Annotated in this window: 16 protein-coding genes and 1 pseudogene; 8 read left to right on the forward strand and 9 right to left on the reverse strand. The window is 57.7% G+C overall.

All coding sequences use genetic code 11. The features are described 5' to 3' along the window. Nucleotides 1-35: 35 nt before the first annotated feature. Nucleotides 36-151 (reverse strand): annotated as a pseudogene (locus ABLU95_RS14115) (hypothetical protein). Between the two features lie 88 nt (nt 152-239). On the opposite strand from ABLU95_RS14115, the gene acpH reads away from it, so the two are divergent. After that, the gene (gene acpH, locus ABLU95_RS14120; RefSeq protein ID WP_023288592.1) at nt 240-821 is read left to right on the forward strand and encodes an ACP phosphodiesterase; all 582 of its coding nucleotides are present in this window, start codon (nt 240-242) and stop codon (nt 819-821) included. A 127-nt stretch (nt 822-948) separates the two neighbouring features. Further along, nucleotides 949-1,551: a peroxiredoxin gene (locus ABLU95_RS14125; RefSeq protein WP_004178733.1), complete on the forward strand. Its 603-nt coding sequence runs from the start codon at nt 949-951 to the stop codon at nt 1,549-1,551. A gap of 144 nt (nt 1,552-1,695) precedes the next feature. Here the strand turns inward: ABLU95_RS14125 and ABLU95_RS14130 are convergent, their stop codons facing one another. Then, the gene (locus tag ABLU95_RS14130; RefSeq protein WP_277475387.1) at nt 1,696-1,842 is read right to left on the reverse strand and encodes a hypothetical protein; all 147 of its coding nucleotides are present in this window, start codon (nt 1,840-1,842) and stop codon (nt 1,696-1,698) included. 55 nt (nt 1,843-1,897) lie between these two features. On the opposite strand from ABLU95_RS14130, the gene ABLU95_RS14135 reads away from it, so the two are divergent. The 5 genes from ABLU95_RS14135 (at nt 1,898) to fba (ending at nt 5,964) form a co-directional block, all read left to right on the forward strand. Continuing rightward, on the forward strand, nt 1,898-2,341 hold the full coding sequence (locus ABLU95_RS14135) for a PTS sugar transporter subunit IIA (RefSeq protein WP_277475340.1): 444 nt from the start codon (nt 1,898-1,900) through the stop codon (nt 2,339-2,341). 5 nt (nt 2,342-2,346) lie between these two features. Then, a complete protein-coding gene (locus ABLU95_RS14140; protein ID WP_017898931.1) occupies nt 2,347-2,634 on the forward strand; it encodes a PTS sugar transporter subunit IIB in 288 nt (95 codons plus the stop codon). A gap of 20 nt (nt 2,635-2,654) precedes the next feature. Continuing rightward, nucleotides 2,655-4,046 carry a PTS ascorbate transporter subunit IIC gene (locus tag ABLU95_RS14145; RefSeq protein WP_032453580.1) on the forward strand — a complete coding sequence of 464 codons (1,392 nt, stop codon included), beginning with the start codon at nt 2,655-2,657 and terminating at the stop codon, nt 4,044-4,046. Between the two features lie 65 nt (nt 4,047-4,111). Further along, nucleotides 4,112-5,074: a PfkB family carbohydrate kinase gene (locus tag ABLU95_RS14150; RefSeq protein ID WP_032453579.1), complete on the forward strand. Its 963-nt coding sequence runs from the start codon at nt 4,112-4,114 to the stop codon at nt 5,072-5,074. Nucleotides 5,075-5,109: 35 nt separating this feature from the next. Continuing rightward, nucleotides 5,110-5,964, forward strand: a complete 855-nt coding sequence (gene fba, locus ABLU95_RS14155; RefSeq protein WP_072199152.1) for a class II fructose-1,6-bisphosphate aldolase — start codon at nt 5,110-5,112, stop codon at nt 5,962-5,964. Nucleotides 5,965-6,022: 58 nt separating this feature from the next. On the opposite strand, the gene ABLU95_RS14160 is transcribed toward fba, so the two are convergent. The 3 genes from ABLU95_RS14160 to ABLU95_RS14170 form a co-directional block, all read right to left on the reverse strand. Then, nucleotides 6,023-7,891: an amidohydrolase gene (locus ABLU95_RS14160; protein WP_317590543.1), complete on the reverse strand. Its 1,869-nt coding sequence runs from the start codon at nt 7,889-7,891 to the stop codon at nt 6,023-6,025. A 24-nt stretch (nt 7,892-7,915) separates the two neighbouring features. Next, a complete protein-coding gene (locus ABLU95_RS14165; protein ID WP_023288586.1) occupies nt 7,916-8,461 on the reverse strand; it encodes an antibiotic biosynthesis monooxygenase in 546 nt (181 codons plus the stop codon). 136 nt (nt 8,462-8,597) lie between these two features. After that, entirely contained in the window at nt 8,598-9,239 is a 642-nt protein-coding gene (locus ABLU95_RS14170) for a hydrolase (RefSeq protein ID WP_002890357.1), read from the reverse strand. 265 nt (nt 9,240-9,504) lie between these two features. On the opposite strand from ABLU95_RS14170, the gene ABLU95_RS14175 reads away from it, so the two are divergent. Beyond that, nucleotides 9,505-10,407: a LysR substrate-binding domain-containing protein gene (locus ABLU95_RS14175; RefSeq protein ID WP_348879803.1), complete on the forward strand. Its 903-nt coding sequence runs from the start codon at nt 9,505-9,507 to the stop codon at nt 10,405-10,407. On the opposite strand, the gene malZ is transcribed toward ABLU95_RS14175, so the two are convergent. The 4 genes from malZ to phoR all read right to left on the reverse strand — a co-directional run bounded on the left by malZ (nt 10,404) and on the right by phoR (nt 16,862). Continuing rightward, nucleotides 10,404-12,221 (reverse strand): maltodextrin glucosidase, encoded by a 1,818-nt coding sequence (gene malZ, locus ABLU95_RS14180; protein WP_348879804.1) that lies wholly within the window; start codon nt 12,219-12,221, stop codon nt 10,404-10,406. The genes ABLU95_RS14175 and malZ overlap by 4 nt on opposite strands. Before the next feature lie 151 nt (nt 12,222-12,372). Continuing rightward, a complete protein-coding gene (proY, locus tag ABLU95_RS14185) occupies nt 12,373-13,746 on the reverse strand; it encodes a proline-specific permease ProY (RefSeq protein ID WP_348879805.1) in 1,374 nt (457 codons plus the stop codon). Between the two features lie 86 nt (nt 13,747-13,832). Next, nucleotides 13,833-15,152, reverse strand: coding sequence for a branched-chain amino acid transporter carrier protein BrnQ (gene brnQ, locus ABLU95_RS14190; protein WP_023288582.1), 1,320 nt, complete (start codon nt 15,150-15,152; stop codon nt 13,833-13,835). A gap of 414 nt (nt 15,153-15,566) precedes the next feature. After that, on the reverse strand, nt 15,567-16,862 hold the full coding sequence (gene phoR, locus ABLU95_RS14195; RefSeq protein WP_023288581.1) for a phosphate regulon sensor histidine kinase PhoR: 1,296 nt from the start codon (nt 16,860-16,862) through the stop codon (nt 15,567-15,569). Nucleotides 16,863-16,875: the final 13 nt, after the last annotated feature.

Here is a 16,875-nt window from a genome sequence, read left to right on the forward strand (position 1 = left end):
GGTAGTCTAGTGCCGGGGCGGTCTGCCTGCAACCTTTACCCCTCCGGATGAATGACATAATCTATATTCCAAATCATTCCGAATGCCGCCATGCGGCAGCCGAATGCATCATCGGTGGCAGAGGGCCCCGCGCGGCCAGACAGCACGCCATCCGGGCACCGGGGCTGCCGTTCAGGGCGACGCGCAGCGCTACACCGCTCACTCTGCCCGCCAGAAAGTATTTGAAGGATGTCGTCACTATGAATTTTCTCGCCCACCTGCACCTGGCCCATCTCGCCGACAGTTCGCTGCCCGGCAATCTGATGGCCGACTTTGTGCGCGGCAACCCGCAGGGCGACTATCCGGCGGAGATTGTTGACGGCATCTATATGCATCGGCGGATTGACGTGCTGACTGACAACCTGGCGGAAGTCAAAGAGGCGCGGGAGTGGTTTCGCCCGCAGACCCGCCGCGTCGCCCCGATCACCCTCGACGTCATGTGGGATCATTTCCTGTCGCAGCACTGGGCGCAGCTCTCCCCTGACCTGCCGCTGGAGGAGTTCGTGCGCTACGCCGAGCGGCAGATCGTCCCCATCCTGCCCGACTCGCCGCCCCGCTTCGTCAATCTCAACCAATATCTCTGGTCGGAGCGCTGGCTGGAGCGCTATCAGGAGATGGATTTTATTCAGCGCGTGCTCAACGGCATGGCCAGCCGCCGCCCGCGTCTCGAGGCGCTGCGCGACTCCTGGCAGGATCTGGATACCCATTACGACCGGCTGGAGGGGCAGTTCTGGCGCTTTTATCCGCAGATGATGCGTCAGGCGAAAAACAAACAGCTGTAATCGCTGCGACATTGATAGGTAAAAGCTGGCTGAACGATTGTCGGTGCCTCTTTGTGTTATTGGCGGACAGGCTCTATACTTGCCGGCGTTGCGTTTTAAATAACCTTAGTAATTACAGGAGAATCAAATGGTTCTGGTCACTCGTCAAGCGCCGGATTTTACTGCAGCCGCTGTGCTGGGTAATGGTGAGATCGTTGAGAAATTCAATTTCAAACAGCACACCAACGGTAAACCTACCGTTCTGTTCTTCTGGCCAATGGACTTCACCTTCGTTTGCCCGTCTGAGCTGATCGCGTTCGACAAACGTTACGAAGAATTCCAGAAACGCGGCGTAGAAGTCGTTGGCGTTTCCTTCGACTCCGAGTTCGTGCACAACGCATGGCGTAACACCCCGGTAGACCAGGGCGGCATCGGCCCGGTTAAATACGCGATGGTTGCTGACATCAAACGTGAAATCCAGAAAGCTTACGGTATCGAGCATCCGGACGAAGGCGTTGCCCTGCGCGGTTCCTTCCTGATCGACGCTAACGGCGTGGTTCGCCACCAGGTGGTTAACGACCTGCCGCTGGGCCGTAACATCGACGAAATGCTGCGCATGGTTGACGCGCTGCAGTTCCACGAAGAGCACGGCGAAGTTTGCCCGGCGCAGTGGGAAAAAGGAAAAGAAGGTATGGCTGCCTCTCCGGAAGGCGTTGCAAAATACCTGACCGAAAACGTCTCCAGCCTGTAATCGGCACACGTTTTTATAAAAGGCTCGCTCAGGCGGGCCTTTTTTGTTAGCGACGTCAAAATTTAGGAAAATGACCCGGCGATATTTGTGACCAGGAATACACTTCTGCCGAAAAATTTCGCTCTTCCTCTCATTTTTTCTCTGTCAAATTTCAGCGCCAAATCTCGACCACTCCGTAACCCACTGAAAATAATATAAATTATTTATATGGTTTTCTGCCGGCACTTTGCCGTCGATGTGATCGCCATCAATATTTAAAACCGCGGATGTGATCTCATCCATCATTTTTATCAATGTATTTGGTCATGATTTTACTCAGGAACAGGAATACGTTCAGGAGAAGAGAATGGATATTATTTTTGACCCGACGTTAATCGCCCTGAAGCAGAATATTTCCCATGCGGAAGAGGCCATCGAACTGGCGGGTTCATTACTCGCCAGGCGTCAGATTTGCAGCGCCGAATATGTCAGCAAGATGCTGACGGTATACGAAGATTTTGGCGCCGCCATCGTGATAGATGACGGGATTGCCATGCCGCACGCCCGCCCGGAAAAAGGGGCATTGCAGACCGGATTTTCGCTTGTCACCACCGCCACGCCAGTGACCTTCGGCCACGATGAGTTCGATCCGGTTACCGTCGTCATCGCCATCGCCGGCGCCGATGCTGACAGTCATATCAAAATGATCCAACTGATAGCCTCGCTGATCGAGTCAGATATCGTGACCTTTCTTCAGCAGGAAACTGACGTGAATTCAGTCTTACATTTCATCCAAAAACAAATGGAGTAGTCATTATGTTAGTTATCAGAACGGTTTGTGGTAACGGTATTGGCAGTTCATTGATGGCTGCGAATAATGTGAAGAAGATCTGTGAAGAATTAGGTATCAAAGCGGACGTCGCCTCGGTCGATTTTGCTAACGCCGTCGGGGAAAAAGCCGACCTTTATGTCACGATCAAAGAACTGGCAAATCAATTTCCGGCCCACTGTCATGTCGCCATTATTCGCAGCTATGTCCATAAAGCAAAAATCGCCGAGGATATTACCGACGCGCTGATGAAAATTGCTGCGACTCACTCTTAATCAGCATAGAGGGAACGACCATGCAGGCTATTCTTAGTTTCTTAACGGAAATATTCAGTCAACCCGCTTTTTTAATGGGGCTTATCGCCTTCGTTGGCTTAGTGGCGCTGCGCTCCCCCGGCAACAAACTCCTTACCGGCACATTAAAGCCGATTTTAGGCTATTTGATGTTGAGCGCTGGCGCAGGCGTTATCGTTGCCAATCTCAACCCGTTGGGCGGCATTATCGAAGCGGGATTTAATATCCGCGGCGTTATTCCGAACAATGAAGCCATTGTCTCCGTCGCCCAGAAGATGCTGGGCGTGGAAACCATGAGTATTTTGCTGTTGGGCTTTATTTTCAATCTGATCATTGCCCGCTGCACAAAATATAAATATATCTTTCTCACCGGTCATCACTCATTCTTTCTCGCCTGCCTGTTCTCCGCCGTCCTGCAGGCGGCGGAGTTCCAGGGCTGGATGTTGATCCTGATCGGCGGATTCCTGCTGGGCTCATGGTCGGCCATCTCCCCCGCCATTGGCCAGCGTTACACCAGGCAGGTGACCGAGGACGGCGGGATCGCCATGGGCCATTTCGGCTCACTGGGCTACTACCTCTCGGCGTGGATCGCCAGCCGGACCGGTAATCCGGCAAACTCCTTCGCCGATACCGAAATCTCAGAGAAATGGGGTTTTCTGCGCGATACCACCGTCACCACCGGTATCGTGATGTTTGTCATCTACTTTGTCTGCAGCGCTGTCGCCGGGTCGGCGTACCTGAGCACCATCACCGACCAGAACATGCTGATCTTCTCCGTGCTGACCGGTCTGCAGTTCGCCGTTGGCGTAGCCATTGTCTACAACGGCGTGCGCTTGATCCTGGGCGATCTGGTGCCGGCATTCCAGGGCATCAGCCAGAAACTGATCCCGGACTCCATCCCGGCCGTTGACTGCGCGGTGTTCTTCACCTTTAGCCCCACCGCAGTGGTGGTGGGATTCATCAGCTCCTTTGTGGGCGGGCTGGTCGGGATGCTCATGCTCGGCGGACTGGGCATGGCGCTGATTATTCCCGGCATGGTGCCGCACTTCTTCTGCGGCGGTACCTCCGGGGTCTTTGCCGACAAGCTGGGCGGTAAGCGCGGTTGTATCATCGCCGCCTTTATCGGCGGGATCTTCCTGGCCTTCCTGCCGGCGATGCTGCTGCCGGCGCTCGGCAACCTCGGGTTTGAAAACAGCACCTTCGCCGATTTCGACTTCGCGGTGTGGGGCATCATTATCGGTAACGCGTTTACCCAGTTTGGCCAGGTCACTATCTACCTGATTTGTCTGGCGCTGCTCGTCGCGCTGCTGGCGCCTTTCTGCTTCCGTCAGGTACGAGTGGTGGGCAACACGCTCAGCTATGAGGAGCTTATCGCCAAGCAGAAAAATGAATAAGCGAGGTCATTTTTCCCGGCGGGACGGTCAAGCTTCCCGCCGCTGACAAATAATCAGGAGTGGTTATGGCTATTTTGTCCATTGGATTTGCTTGTTTCGATCAGTTTTTCTTTCTCAATGAATGGCCCCAGGAGAATACTAAAAACTTTTGTCATGATTTTATCGAAAGCGGCGGCGGCCCGGCGGCCAATGCGGCCTGGCTGCTGGGATTATGGGGGGAGGAGGTCTATTACATCGGCCATCTGCATCAGGATCTTTACGGTCAGCGCATTATCGATGAGTTTGCCGAAGCGGGCGTGGATACCAGCCAGGTGGTTTTCTCCGATGACATGATCACCCCGCTGGCCTCGGTGCTCGTCAATCGCTTAACGGGTTCGCGGACGATTATTACCCGCAAGATGCAAACACCGCCTTCCCTGACCTACGATCAAAAGCTCAAACTGGACGACCTCGCCGAGCGACTGATTGCCGCCGAGGAGCCAGTCACTATTTTAATTGACGGCCATGAGGCGGAAATCAGTGAATATTTAATTAAGAAACTACCCAACGCCAGAGTCGTGATGGACGGCGGGTCACTGCGTGCCAGCAATATTAAACTGGCGGCCTGGACCGACTATTTTGTGGTGAGCGAACATTTTGCCCGCGACTATATGAGCTATCGCTCTCTGAGCACCGAAGCAGAAATTAAAGCGGCGCTGATTGAGCTGAATAAAATTTGCCGCGGCGAGGCATTTATTACCCTTGGCGAAAAAGGCTGCGCTTTTTTAAAAAGCGGTATGCTGCAGATCGTTCCTTCCTGGCTGTGCAATGCCGTGGATACCACCGGAGCCGGGGATGTATTTCACGGCGCCTTCACCTATGGCGTCCACTACTCATGGCACATAGATAATATTATTTTATTTGCCAGCCTCACCGCCGCCATTTCTATTGAGAAAAAAGGGGTACGGGAATCTATGCCGGACCTGGCGGTCGTCCACCACTCGTTAAATAGCTACGAGAGAAACTTAAAGCAATATTTTGAAGAATAACTGTATTTAATAAATATCAAGAGGTGAATATGTTAGTGTCGATGAAGGACATGCTTCAGCATGCCCTGAGGGACGGCTACGCCGTCGGTCAGTTCAACATTAATAATCTGGAATGGGTTGGCGCCGTATTAAGCACCGCCCAGCAGTGCCGCTCACCGGTTATTTTGGGCGTGTCCGGCGGCACGGTTAAGCATATGCTCGGGTTAAAATGTATTCATGACATCGTGGTTAACGCCATGGAGTATTTACATATTGATGTTCCGGTGGCGCTGCATCTGGATCATGGCACCACCCGGGAGGCCTGCGAAGCGGCGATCGCCGCCGGCTTCAGTTCCATTATGTTTGATGGCTCGCATCTGCCGTTCAGGGAAAACCTGGCCATTACCCGCCACCTGGTGACGCTGGCGCACAGCAAAGGTATCTCCGTGGAGGCCGAACTGGGGACTATCGCTGGTAGCGAAGACGGCATTGTCAATTCCGAAGTCATCTATGCCGATCCGCAGGAGTGCTACACCCTAGTGACAGAAACCCAGGTGGACTGCCTCGCCGCCGCGCTGGGCTCCACCCATGGCCTGTATAAAGGCAAAGCCAGGCTGGGATTTAGCGAGATGAAAGCCATTGCCGAGCGGGTGAAGGTTCCGCTGGTACTGCATGGCGGCACCGGTATTGCCGATGAGGATATGCGCCGGGCGATTGCCTGCGGCACCGCCAAGATTAACGTTAATACCGAAAATATGTACGCCTGGTGCCAGCAGGTGAAGGCGATCTTCGCTGCCGACACCGGGCACGATGTGAACGATCCGCGGAAAGTGATCGCCCAGGGACTGCAGCCGGTACGCGAGATGATTGCCCGCCGCATGGCGCTATTTGGCTCACAGCAGCGCTATTGATGCGTGAAAGGTGGCTGAGACCTCCGCCCCTGAGCTACCGGGGCGGAGGCGTCAGGCATCAGAAGGCAAAGCAGGAGCAGCCCAGCACGCCCCAGAAGGCCTGCTCGTCGGAGACCGGGATCGACGATTTCCGCGCGATATCATGCTGATGGCCGTGAACGCCGCAGCTACCGCAGCACTGGTGCATCTGTACCATGGCGCCAATTTTAGCCGCCGCCGGCGGAGCGGAACGGTAATGGCCCGGGACCTTCGCCACCGGCGACCACTCCGGCAGCACTGGAATCGGCGGCGGCGCCAGCGGCGAGAAGTGACCGGCGGCATACACCACTTTGCCGTCAACCACCGTCAGCACCGACTCAATGCCTTTGATCTCCTCTTCCGCGACGCTGAAATAGTCCTTCGACAGCACCACCAGATCGGCAAGCTGACCGGCGGCCAGACGGCCCTTTTTCCCCTGCTCGCTGGAGAACCAGGCGCTGCCCGCCGTCCACAGCTCCAGCGCGACATCGCGCGGCAGCCGGTTGTTGTCGTCATACATCGCCATCCCGCCGACGGTGCGCCCGGATACCAGCCAGTACAGCGCGGTCCACGGGTTATAGCTGGCGACGCGGGTGGCATCGGTCCCCAACCCTACCGGTACGTCCAGCTCCAGCATTTTCGCCACCGGCGGCGTATGTTTCACCGCCTCTTTGCCGTAGCGATCGACAAAATATTCGCCCTGGAAAGCCATCCGGTGCTGCACCGCAATGCCGCCCCCCAGCGCCTTCACCCGCTCAATGTTGCGCTCGGTAATGGTCTCGGCATGGTCGAAGAACCAGTGCAGGCCGTTAAACGGAATGTCGCGGTTCACCTTCTCAAACACGTCCAGCATCCGGCTGATGGACTCGTCGTAGGTGGCATGCAGGCGGAACGGCCAGCGATGTTCCACCAGGTGGCGCACCACCCGCTCCAGCTCATCCTCCATGCCTTGCGGCAGATCCGGCCGCGGCTGCAGGAAATCTTCAAAATCCGCCGCCGAAAACACCAGCATCTCGCCGGCGCCGTTGGCGCGATAGAAGTCGGTCCCCTGCCCCGGCTTCAGCATGTCGGTCCAGCGTTCGAAGTCCTCCAGCTCCTGCTTCGGCCGCTGGGTAAACAGGTTGTAGGCGATGCGCACGGTCATTTGCTCTTTCGCATGCAGCTGTTCGATAATTTCGTAATCTTCCGGGTAGTTCTGGAAACCGCCCCCGGCGTCGATGGCGCTGGTCAGCCCCAGCCGGTTCAGCTCGCGCATAAACTGGCGGGTGGAGTTCACCTGCAGATCCAGCGGCAGCTTCGGCCCTTTGGCCAGGGTGGCGTAGAGGATCATGGCGTTTGGTTTGGCGATCAGCATCCCGGTCGGGTTGCCGTGGCTATCGCGGACGATCTCGCCGCCCGCCGGATCCGGCGTCTCTTTGGTATATCCCACAGCTTTCAGCGCCGCGCGGTTCAGCAGCGCGCGATCGTAGAGATGCAGCACAAACACCGGCGTATCGGGCGCCGCGTCGTTTAGCTCTTCCAGGGTCGGCATCCGTCGTTCGGCGAACTGGAATTCGCTCCAGCCGCCGACCACCCGCACCCACTGCGGGGAGGGTGTGCGATCCGCCTGCTCCTTGAGCATTCGCAGCGCATCGGCCAGCGAGGGCACCCCCTCCCAGCGGAGCTCAAGGTTGTAGTTCAATCCACCGCGGATCAGGTGCAGGTGAGAATCGTTGAGGCCCGGGATCACCGTATGCCCTTTGAGATCGACGATCTGCGTCCCCTCGGCGGCAAAGCTCATGATCCGATCGTGGCTTCCGGTGGCAACAATTTTTCCGTCGGCGATGGCCACGGCTTCCGCCAGCGGATTCGCGCGATCGAGGGTATGAATCTGGCCGTGGGTCAGAATCAGTGTGGCAGTTTGCGACATAACGCACTCCTTGGGGAGGCTGACTCAGTTTTTCTTCAACCAGCCAGCAAACAGGCGGGTCACGATGGGCATCCAGAACCAGACCACCAGCGCAACCACGCAGGCATCATTGATCAGGTGCAGCAGCAGGCTCCCCTTAAGCGACGGCAACAGCATGCCGGTCACCGCCGGCACCAGGTTGGTGCTGGGGAAAATCACCAGCAGGGTGATCAGAAACTGTTTCCAGCGCCGCGGCTGGCGCACATTCGCCACCGGCGGGGTAAACCAGAAGGCCGGTTCGGTCCGCACCTCCGTCCGATCGCCCTCCGTCAGCAGCGGGGCAATCTCCGCCACCAGCTGACGACGGGTTTCCGACTGCGTCCAGGCGTAGAGATGCTCCAGGGTGTCGAAGCGGATAATCACGCTCCACAGATTCTGCCCTGCGGCGGGCCGGATCACATTTGCCCCGAGATGGCCGGGAAATTCAGCCGCGATGGGCATAATTTTGCCGAGCCACTCTTCGTAGCGCTGGCCGTGTTGCGGATCGAGCAGATGGCTGATGACCAGGGTCACCGATTTTTGCTGCGCCATAAAGAGTTCCTTGCTTCAGGGGAATGGCAGGATTGCTCCTGCCATTAGCGATAAATGGCTCTGCACAACATCATTCATGCTGCGTCGGGGCGGACAAACGCAGCCAACAAAGAGGCAGCTTGAAGGATGAAGTGAGTTACGCTTTACGCTCTGGCGCGCCGTGCACCATGGTATAAGCGTAATCCACGCCCATCCCGTAGGCGCCGCTGTGTTCGCGCACCAGGTCCATGACCGCATCGTAAGTCGCTTTGCGCGACCAGTCGCGCTGGTACTCCAGCAACACCTGCTGCCAGGTCACCGGCACCGCACCCGCCTGCACCATCCGGTCAATAGAACGCTCATGGGCGTCGACAGAAGTACCGCCGGAGGTATCGGTGACCACATACACTTCGTAGCCCGCTTCCAGGGCCATCAGCGCCGGAAACGTCAGGCAGACTTCGGTCCACAGAGCGGAGATCACCAGCTTTTTACGGCCGGTCGCTTTCACCGCCGCGACGAAGGCATCGTCTTCCCAGGAGTTCATTGAAGTACGCTCAATCGGCTTGACGTCAGGATGCACGGCCAATAATTCCGGCCAGATATAACCGCTGAAGCTTTTGGTCTCTACGGAAGTGTAAATCACCGGTACATTAAAAATTTTGCCGGCTTTGGCCAGCGCCACGGTGTTATTTTTGAGGGTCTGGCGATCGATATTCGCCACGCCAAATGACATTTGTGGTTGATGATCAATAAAGATAAGGGCGGAATTAGTGGGATCGAGCAGTTCACGAATAGACATTAAATACCTTCTTAATCAATTAGTTAAAAAGATGACATGATGGTTAATGCGTCGTGTAGATCCTGACTGATAAAGCATGGTGAGTATAGCCAGTTATTTCTAACAAGTTATTAAAGTTTTTTTGTGATTTATATTTTGTCAGCGGTTAGTATTGACTCACGCCAGCTTTCATCAAATTTTTACGTCAAACTGTTCTGATTTATTCACTGGCATTGATTATTGCGCTTAGGTACAACAAGGGAAAATAAATTAATGGAAACCCCTGATGCGCGTAAACTTTGATGTTCTGATGATCCTTGATGCGCTGGACCGACACGGATCCTTCGCCACCGCCGCGGAGTCGCTGTATAAAACCCCCGCCGCGCTGAGCTATATGATCCAGAAGCTGGAGAACGATCTGGACATTGTCTTATTGGATCGCTCCGGTCACCGGGCGAAGTTTACCGATACCGGGCGATTGATGCTCGAGAAAGGACGCCAGCTGTTGAGCGCCGCCAGAGATCTGGAAAAGCAGGCCCAGCAGCTAAGCGCCGGCTGGGAGCGAGAGCTGGCGATCGCCCTCGACGCCTCGTTTCCCTTTTCAGCCCTGCTGCCGCTGATCGCCGAGTTCTACGCGCAAAACCCGCAGACGCGGCTGAACTTCAGTCATCACACCCTCGCCGGTTCGTGGGAAGAGCTGACCCACCATGGCGCGGATATTATCCTCGGCGCCATCAATGAGCCGCCTACCTCCGCCGAGTGGTCATGGCAAACCCTCGGCGCGCTGGATAACATTTTCGTGGTCGCCCCGGCCCACCCGCTGGCCGGCGCGGAAGCGCCGCTCAGCAATAAGCAGCTCAGCCAGCACCGGGCGGTAGTGATCCGCGACAGCGCCCGCTATTGCCATCCGCTGAACAGCAACCTGCTTGATGAACAACCGCAAATCGGCGTCGATGATTTCGCCAGCAAAGTCGAACTGCTGTGCGCCGGGCTGGGCTGCGGCTTTCTGCCGCGTCATGTCGCCCGCCCGTGGCTGGAAAAAGGCTGTCTGGTGGAGAAAAGCGTCGCCTGCTGGCGGGAAAAAGATATCACCTACATGGCCTGGCGCAGCGGGAATGACGGGCTGGCTCAGCGCTGGTGGCGGGAGGCGCTCCTCCGCGACGACCTGCTGAGCCAGCTCTATCGTTAACGGCCGGACCAGACGCAGGCGGAGATAGCCGGGAGGGTCAGCACCCCGTCATGGAAGGCGCCGGCGCCTTCCTGCAGCGTCCAGGCCCCCACGTCCAGCAGCGGCGAATCCTCGATAACCACCTCGCAGGCTTCGCCGCGGTTAATCGCCACCAGCACCCGCTGCTGTTTATAAACGCGGACAAACACCACCACGTTATCCTCGGCGTAAATCACCTGGCAGCCGCCGTAGCGCAGCGCCTGCTGGGCTTTACGCAGTTTCGCCATCCGCTGATACAGCGCCAACAGCTGGGTATCCTGCAGCGCCGGATCCCACGGGAACGGTTTACGGCAGAACGGATCGTTATTGCCATCCACGCCCACCTCGTCGCCGTAGTAGATGCACGGTACCCCCGGCCAGCTGAACAGCCACACCACCGCCAGCGGCAGGCGCGCTACGTCTTTGCCAAGGAGAGATTTAAAACGCGCTGTATCATGGCTGTCGAGCTGATTGAACATCCGTAGCTGCTGCTGATGCGACAGCCCGGCGCGATAATTATCCATCCACGCCATACAGGTCTGGGCGTCTATCTTCTGCGGATCGTAAGAGATATCGGTATTGGCAAGGAATCCCCAGATCGGGAAGGTGAAGCCGCGGTAGTTCATTGCCGAATCTTCGGCATCCGCCTGCAGCCACTGGCGCGCGTCGCCAAAATGTTCGCCAAAGACAAAGGCTTCCGGCTGCGTTTGCTTCGCCGCCTGGGTGATGCCGGCGATATGCCGCAGGTTATTTCGCGCCCCGCCGCCTTCGCCGAGCATATGCACCACGTCCAGACGCCAGCCGTCCATGCTCCACGGCGCCTTCAGCCAGTGGCGTACGATGCTGTCCTCGCCGGCATAGATCTCGTTGACCAGGCTGGTCGACCGATAGTCGAGCTTCGGCAGACTGGCATAACCCAGCCAGTTGTGCGCCTGCCCCTCCCCGGAGAAGGTAAACCAGTCGCGCCACGGGGAGTCCGGATGATGGCCGGCGCCGCCGCTGCCCTGCTGGTGACGGTCGAACCAGGGATGGGAATCGCCGGTATGGTTGAACACGCCGTCGAGGATCATGCGCATTCCCGCCCGCTGGGTGTTATGGCGCAAGCGGAGCAGCGCCGCGTCGCCGCCAAACTGCGGATCGACGCGCCGATAATCCTCCGTGTCATATTTATGCACGCTGGGGGCGGCAAAGACCGGGTTCAGATACAGGGCGGTCACGCCGAGCTGCTTCAGGTACGGCAGTTTTTCGCTGATGCCGTCGAGATCGCCGCCGTAGAACGTCGATCCGCCCGCCTCGCCGGTAAGCGGTTCGTCCCACGCCTTGCGCACAATCTCCCGTCCCGCCGCGTGATGGTAATAGACCGCGTCCTGTTCGCCGTCACGCGCAGCGCTGCGGGCAAAGCGATCGGGGAAAATCTGATAGAAAACCTGATCGGCCACCCACTGCGGGCCGGCGTCCGGCAGGTCGACGGCGAACTGCTCCAGCCTCGCCGGCGGGAAACGGCTGAAGCCCTGCGGCGTAAACCAGCGCTGATGGTCGGCCCACAGTAGCTTAAAGCTGTAGCGGCGGCGCGGCTGACCGCTGGCGAGAGAGATTTCGCCGCGCCATGCCACCACCCCCGGCCTCGGCGCCTGGCGGAGGCGCTGCATCGGCAGCGACAGCTCTTCGTTATCTTCTTCCGCGCGCAGCGTGATCCGCTGCGGCAGCGACTCACCGCTTAACCACAGGGTAATAAACAGTCGGTCCTGTTGCACCTTGATAAAGGGTGCAACCGGAAGGTGCCATGCCTTCAACATCGTGAATCCTCATTGTGCAGAATGGGCACACCTTGCCATAGCCGTCAGGCGCAGAACTCATCGTCACAGGATTTTTTGGGGGAGGATAACGGGGGAGGACGCGGGTCGGCAAGCCGCCCCGGTCGCGCGATGCTGACCGGGGCGATGTCGATTACTGAGCCTGCGCCAGGCGGCGCTCGCGACGGGTCTTAAAGACCCAGCCCAGCAGCAGCAGCGCAATCCACGCCATACCGACATACAACGAAATGCGGGTGTCCGGATGATAGCCGATCAGGGCGATAATAAACGCCAGGAACACCAGGCCGATAACCGTGGTCGCCACCCCGCCGGGGACTTTGAATTTCAGGGCCTTGACCTCCTCCGGCGACAGACGGCGGCGGAAGGCAATCTGCGACAGCAGGATCATAATCCACACCCACACGGTGGCGAAGGTGGCCAGCGAGGCGATCACCAGGAAGACGTTTTCCGGCATGATGTAATTGAGGTATACCGCAAACAGCAGCGCAATGGTCATCACTATCACCGTCACCCACGGAATACCGCGACGCGAGGTTTTGGCGAACACCTTCGGCGCGCTCCCCTGCTCGGCCATGCCGTGCAGCATACGGCCCACGCCGAACACGTCGGAGTTAATCGCCGACAGCGAGGCCGTCAGGACCACGAAGTTAAGAATGCTGGCCGCGAAGGTAATGCCCAGATGCTGGAAGGTCAGGACAAAGGGGCTGCCGTCGGTACCCACCTGGTTCCACGGATAGATAGACATAATGACGAACAGCGTGCCGACATAGAACACCAGAATGCGCATCGGCACCGAGTTGATGGCGCGTGGAATGGATTTCTCCGGATCTTTCGCCTCGCCGGCGGTAATGCCGATGATTTCGATACCGCCGTAGGCGAACATCACCATCTGCAGCGACATCACCATTCCCAGCCAACCGTTGCTGAAGAAGCCGCCGTTGCTCCACAGGTTATGAATCCCCGTCGGCTGGCCGCCGTTGCCGATCCCCCAGATAATGATGCCGAACCCGGCGAGGATCATGATGATGATAGTGGCCACTTTGAAGAACGAGAACCAGAACTCCAGCTCGCCAAACACCTTGACGCTCATCAGGTTGACGGCGCAGATGATCAGCACCACGCTGAGCACCCAGATCCAGTGCGGCACCGTTGGGAACCAGACGCCCATGTAGATCCCGAAGGCGGTGACGTCGGCGATGGCGACAATCAGGATTTCAAAGCAGTAGGTCCAGCCGGTGATATACCCCGCCAGTCCGCCGAGGTTTTCCTGGGCATAGCGGGAGAATGAGCTGGCGGAAGGGTTATGCACCGACATCTCACCGAGCGCGCGCATAATGATATATGCCGCGACGCCGCCGATAATGTAGGCCAACAGTACGCTGGGTCCGGCCATTTTAATCGCGTCGGCTGAACCGTAAAAAAGCCCGGTGCCGATGGCGGAACCCAGGGCCATAAAGCGAATGTGCCGGGTGCTTAGCCCGCGCTTAAGCTTGTTACTACTTTCCATCGTGGTTTTTCAATGCCGTTTAACACAAAAAATAAAAAACCACGGAACCCGAAGTCCCGTGGTTAAACGCTTGTCCTCAACGCCGGTTAGTGCGCGCTGGAGGTCACCTGACGTCCGGCGGCACGGTCCCAGATCACCGCGAGAATTGCCATCACGGCGGTCGGCATCAGCCAGGCCAGGCCCTGCTCCGCCAGCGGCAGACGCGCGGTCCAGGCCGGCAGGATAGCGGCAAACGCCGATGACTTAATCCCGTCAATGATACCAAACATCAGACTGATAAACATGGCCGGCGCGATAACACGGGACGAATTATGCCACCAACTGCGGGTAAAGCTTAATACAACCAGTGCGATACACGGCGGGTAGATAGCGGTCAGCACCGGAATCGACACCTGAATCAGGTGGCTCAGACCGAGGTTGGAGACCGCCATCGAGAACAGGCCGAGGATAAAGACCAGCGTGCGATAGGAGAACGGCAGATACTGGGCAAAGAATTCGGCGCAGGCGCAGGTCAGGCCCACCGCCGTCACCAGGCAGGCGATGAAGATCAGCGCCGCCAGCAGGAAGCTGCCCGCCCCGCCGAAGGTATGCTGCACGTAGGCGTGGAGGATCGCCGCGCCGTTAGCGGACTGGTCCACGAGGGTGGCGCTATCAGAGCCCAGACGGAACAGCGCCAGATACAGCAGGGTCAGACCGACGCCTGCCATCAGGCCCGCCCAGACGGTGTAGCGGGTCAACAGACGCGCTTCGCTGACGCCGCGGGAGCGTGCGGCATTGACAATCACGATCCCGAACACCATCGCGCCAAGGGTGTCCATGGTCAGGTAGCCGTTGACGAAGCCATTGGAGAATGGCGCGGTACGATACGCTTCCAGCGCGTCGCTGATCGGGCCTGCCGGCCAGACAATAGCGGCGACCGCCAGCACAATCAGGGCGATAATTTTCAGCGGCGCCAGGAAGTTGCCCACCGTATCCAGCAGTTTGCCCGGATAGAGCGAGACCAGGATCACCAGCGCGAAGTAGATAACGCTGTAGATCAGCAGCGGCAGCGGGCCGTCGCCGGTCAGCGGCGCAATCCCGACTTCAAAAGAGACGGTCGCGGTGCGCGGGGTCGCGAACAGCGGTCCCACCGCGAGATAACACACCACCGCCAGCAGGATACCAGCCACTTTACCAATCGGGGTGCTCAGGCTTTCAACGCCGCCGCCGACTTTCGCCAGCGCCACCACCGTCAGCACCGGCAGACCCACCGCGGTGATCAGGAAGCCGATCGCCGCCGTCCAGACGTGCTCGCCCGCCTGTAAGCCAACCATCGGCGGGAAAATAATGTTGCCTGCGCCAACGAACAACGCGAAGGTCATAAAGCCCAACGCTATGATGTCGCGAGATTTTAACTGATGGGTCATAAATTCATTACTGCCTGTGGATGTGGTGTTGTAAAAAAATGGAAAAATACCGCGCTACCCTCTCAGGGACGATACAGCGGCGATTGCCGGTAAACTCAGCGAGATATGCTCCCGAAGCGGCGTGGGAAAGAATTGTTTTTGGTATTACCACGCAAAAGCAGTCTGTCATCGACTGCGCAGGCGCAATTTAAACGCTTATAACGTTTTAAAGCAAGGCACGATCGCAAAAGCAGATGATTATGCTGGTTATCAGTTTCACACCAGAATCATTTACCATATTGATGGAAAACCCGTGGCTTATCATGCGAACAAAAAAGCAGCGCGCGTTCATTAAATAGGCAAGAGAAAAACGACTGCCAGCGAAAATGACCAGCCGAAGCTGGTCATTGGCAAGATAAGCTGACAGCGCGCCGCTCAGGCGTCGTTTCTGGCAATTAATCGTTCCGGGAGCAGGAAGCTAAAACGGGTTCCCTTGCCCACCGTGCTGTCGATCTCCAGCCGGCTGTCATGATGGTTGACCGCGTGTTTGACGATCGCCAGCCCCAGGCCGCTGCCCCCCGTTTGCCGGGAGCGAGCCTTATCCACCCGATAGAAGCGCTCGGTCAGACGGGGAATATGCTCCGGCGCAATGCCCGGCCCATTATCCTCGACGCTGAACAGCGCCCCCTGGGGCGTTCGCTGCCAGCTGACGCGAATTTCGGTGCCCGGCGGGGTGTGGTTCACCGCGTTATAGACCAGGTTAGAAATGGCGCTGCGCAGTTGTTCCTCGTTGCCCAGCACCTTGAGCTGCTCATCGACGGTAAAAATCAGCGTCTGCTTATCCTGGCTGAGGGTCTGCGCCTCGCGCTCCACGACCCGCAGCATCATCGGCACGTCGATGCGGTCATTCATCGCCAGCGCCGGCGCCGCTTCAATACGCGACAGCGTGAGCAACTGCTTCACCAGCCCCTCCATACGCTGGGTTTGCTCACGCATGGTGTGCAGGGCTTTTTCACGGGTCGCCCCTTCCAGCACCTGCTCCTGCATCATCTCCAGATAGCCCTGCAGCACCGTCAGCGGGGTGCGCAGCTCATGGCTGACGTTGGCGAAAAAGTTACGCCGCGCCCCTTCCAGCTGATGCATCTGCGTCACGTCGCGCGCCACCATCAACCACTGTTTGTCGCTGTAGGGCATCACGCGAATTTCCAGATGACGGGCATTATTCAGCACCAGATTGAGCGGCTTTGAAAAATCACGCTGTTTCAGGTAGTTGGCGAACTCAGGATAGCGCAGAAGGTTAAGAATGTTTTGCCCACTGTCGTCCGGCCAGCGCAGGTTTAAAATCTGCTGCGCCAGACCGTTACACCAGAAAATGGCCCCCTCTTCCGTGGTCAGGACCACCGCGTCCGGCAGGGATTCCGCCCCGCTGCGAAAGCGCTTGATCAGGCTTCCCAGCTCACGTCGACGCTTTTTATTACGCATCTGCATCTGGTGCAGACCATACAGCAGCGGCTCCCAGCTGCCGCGGCCGGGCGGAGGGGTCATGCTCCGGTCCACCCACAGCCACCACGACAGGCGCATCAAATTCCAGAAATGCCAAATCAACAAACCGGTCACTGCCGCCAGTAAAAACCACGGCAAATGACCCACAAACGCCCCCAGAATCAGGGCCGGAATACACGCTAAAAAGAGCTCCAGCGCCAGCCTTTTCCATGACAGCCGTTCCAGCACGGGTCACACTCCT

Origin of the sequence: Klebsiella sp. GG_Kp146, assembly GCF_040061975.1 — a bacterium.
GTDB classification, from domain to species: domain Bacteria; phylum Pseudomonadota; class Gammaproteobacteria; order Enterobacterales; family Enterobacteriaceae; genus Klebsiella; species Klebsiella quasipneumoniae.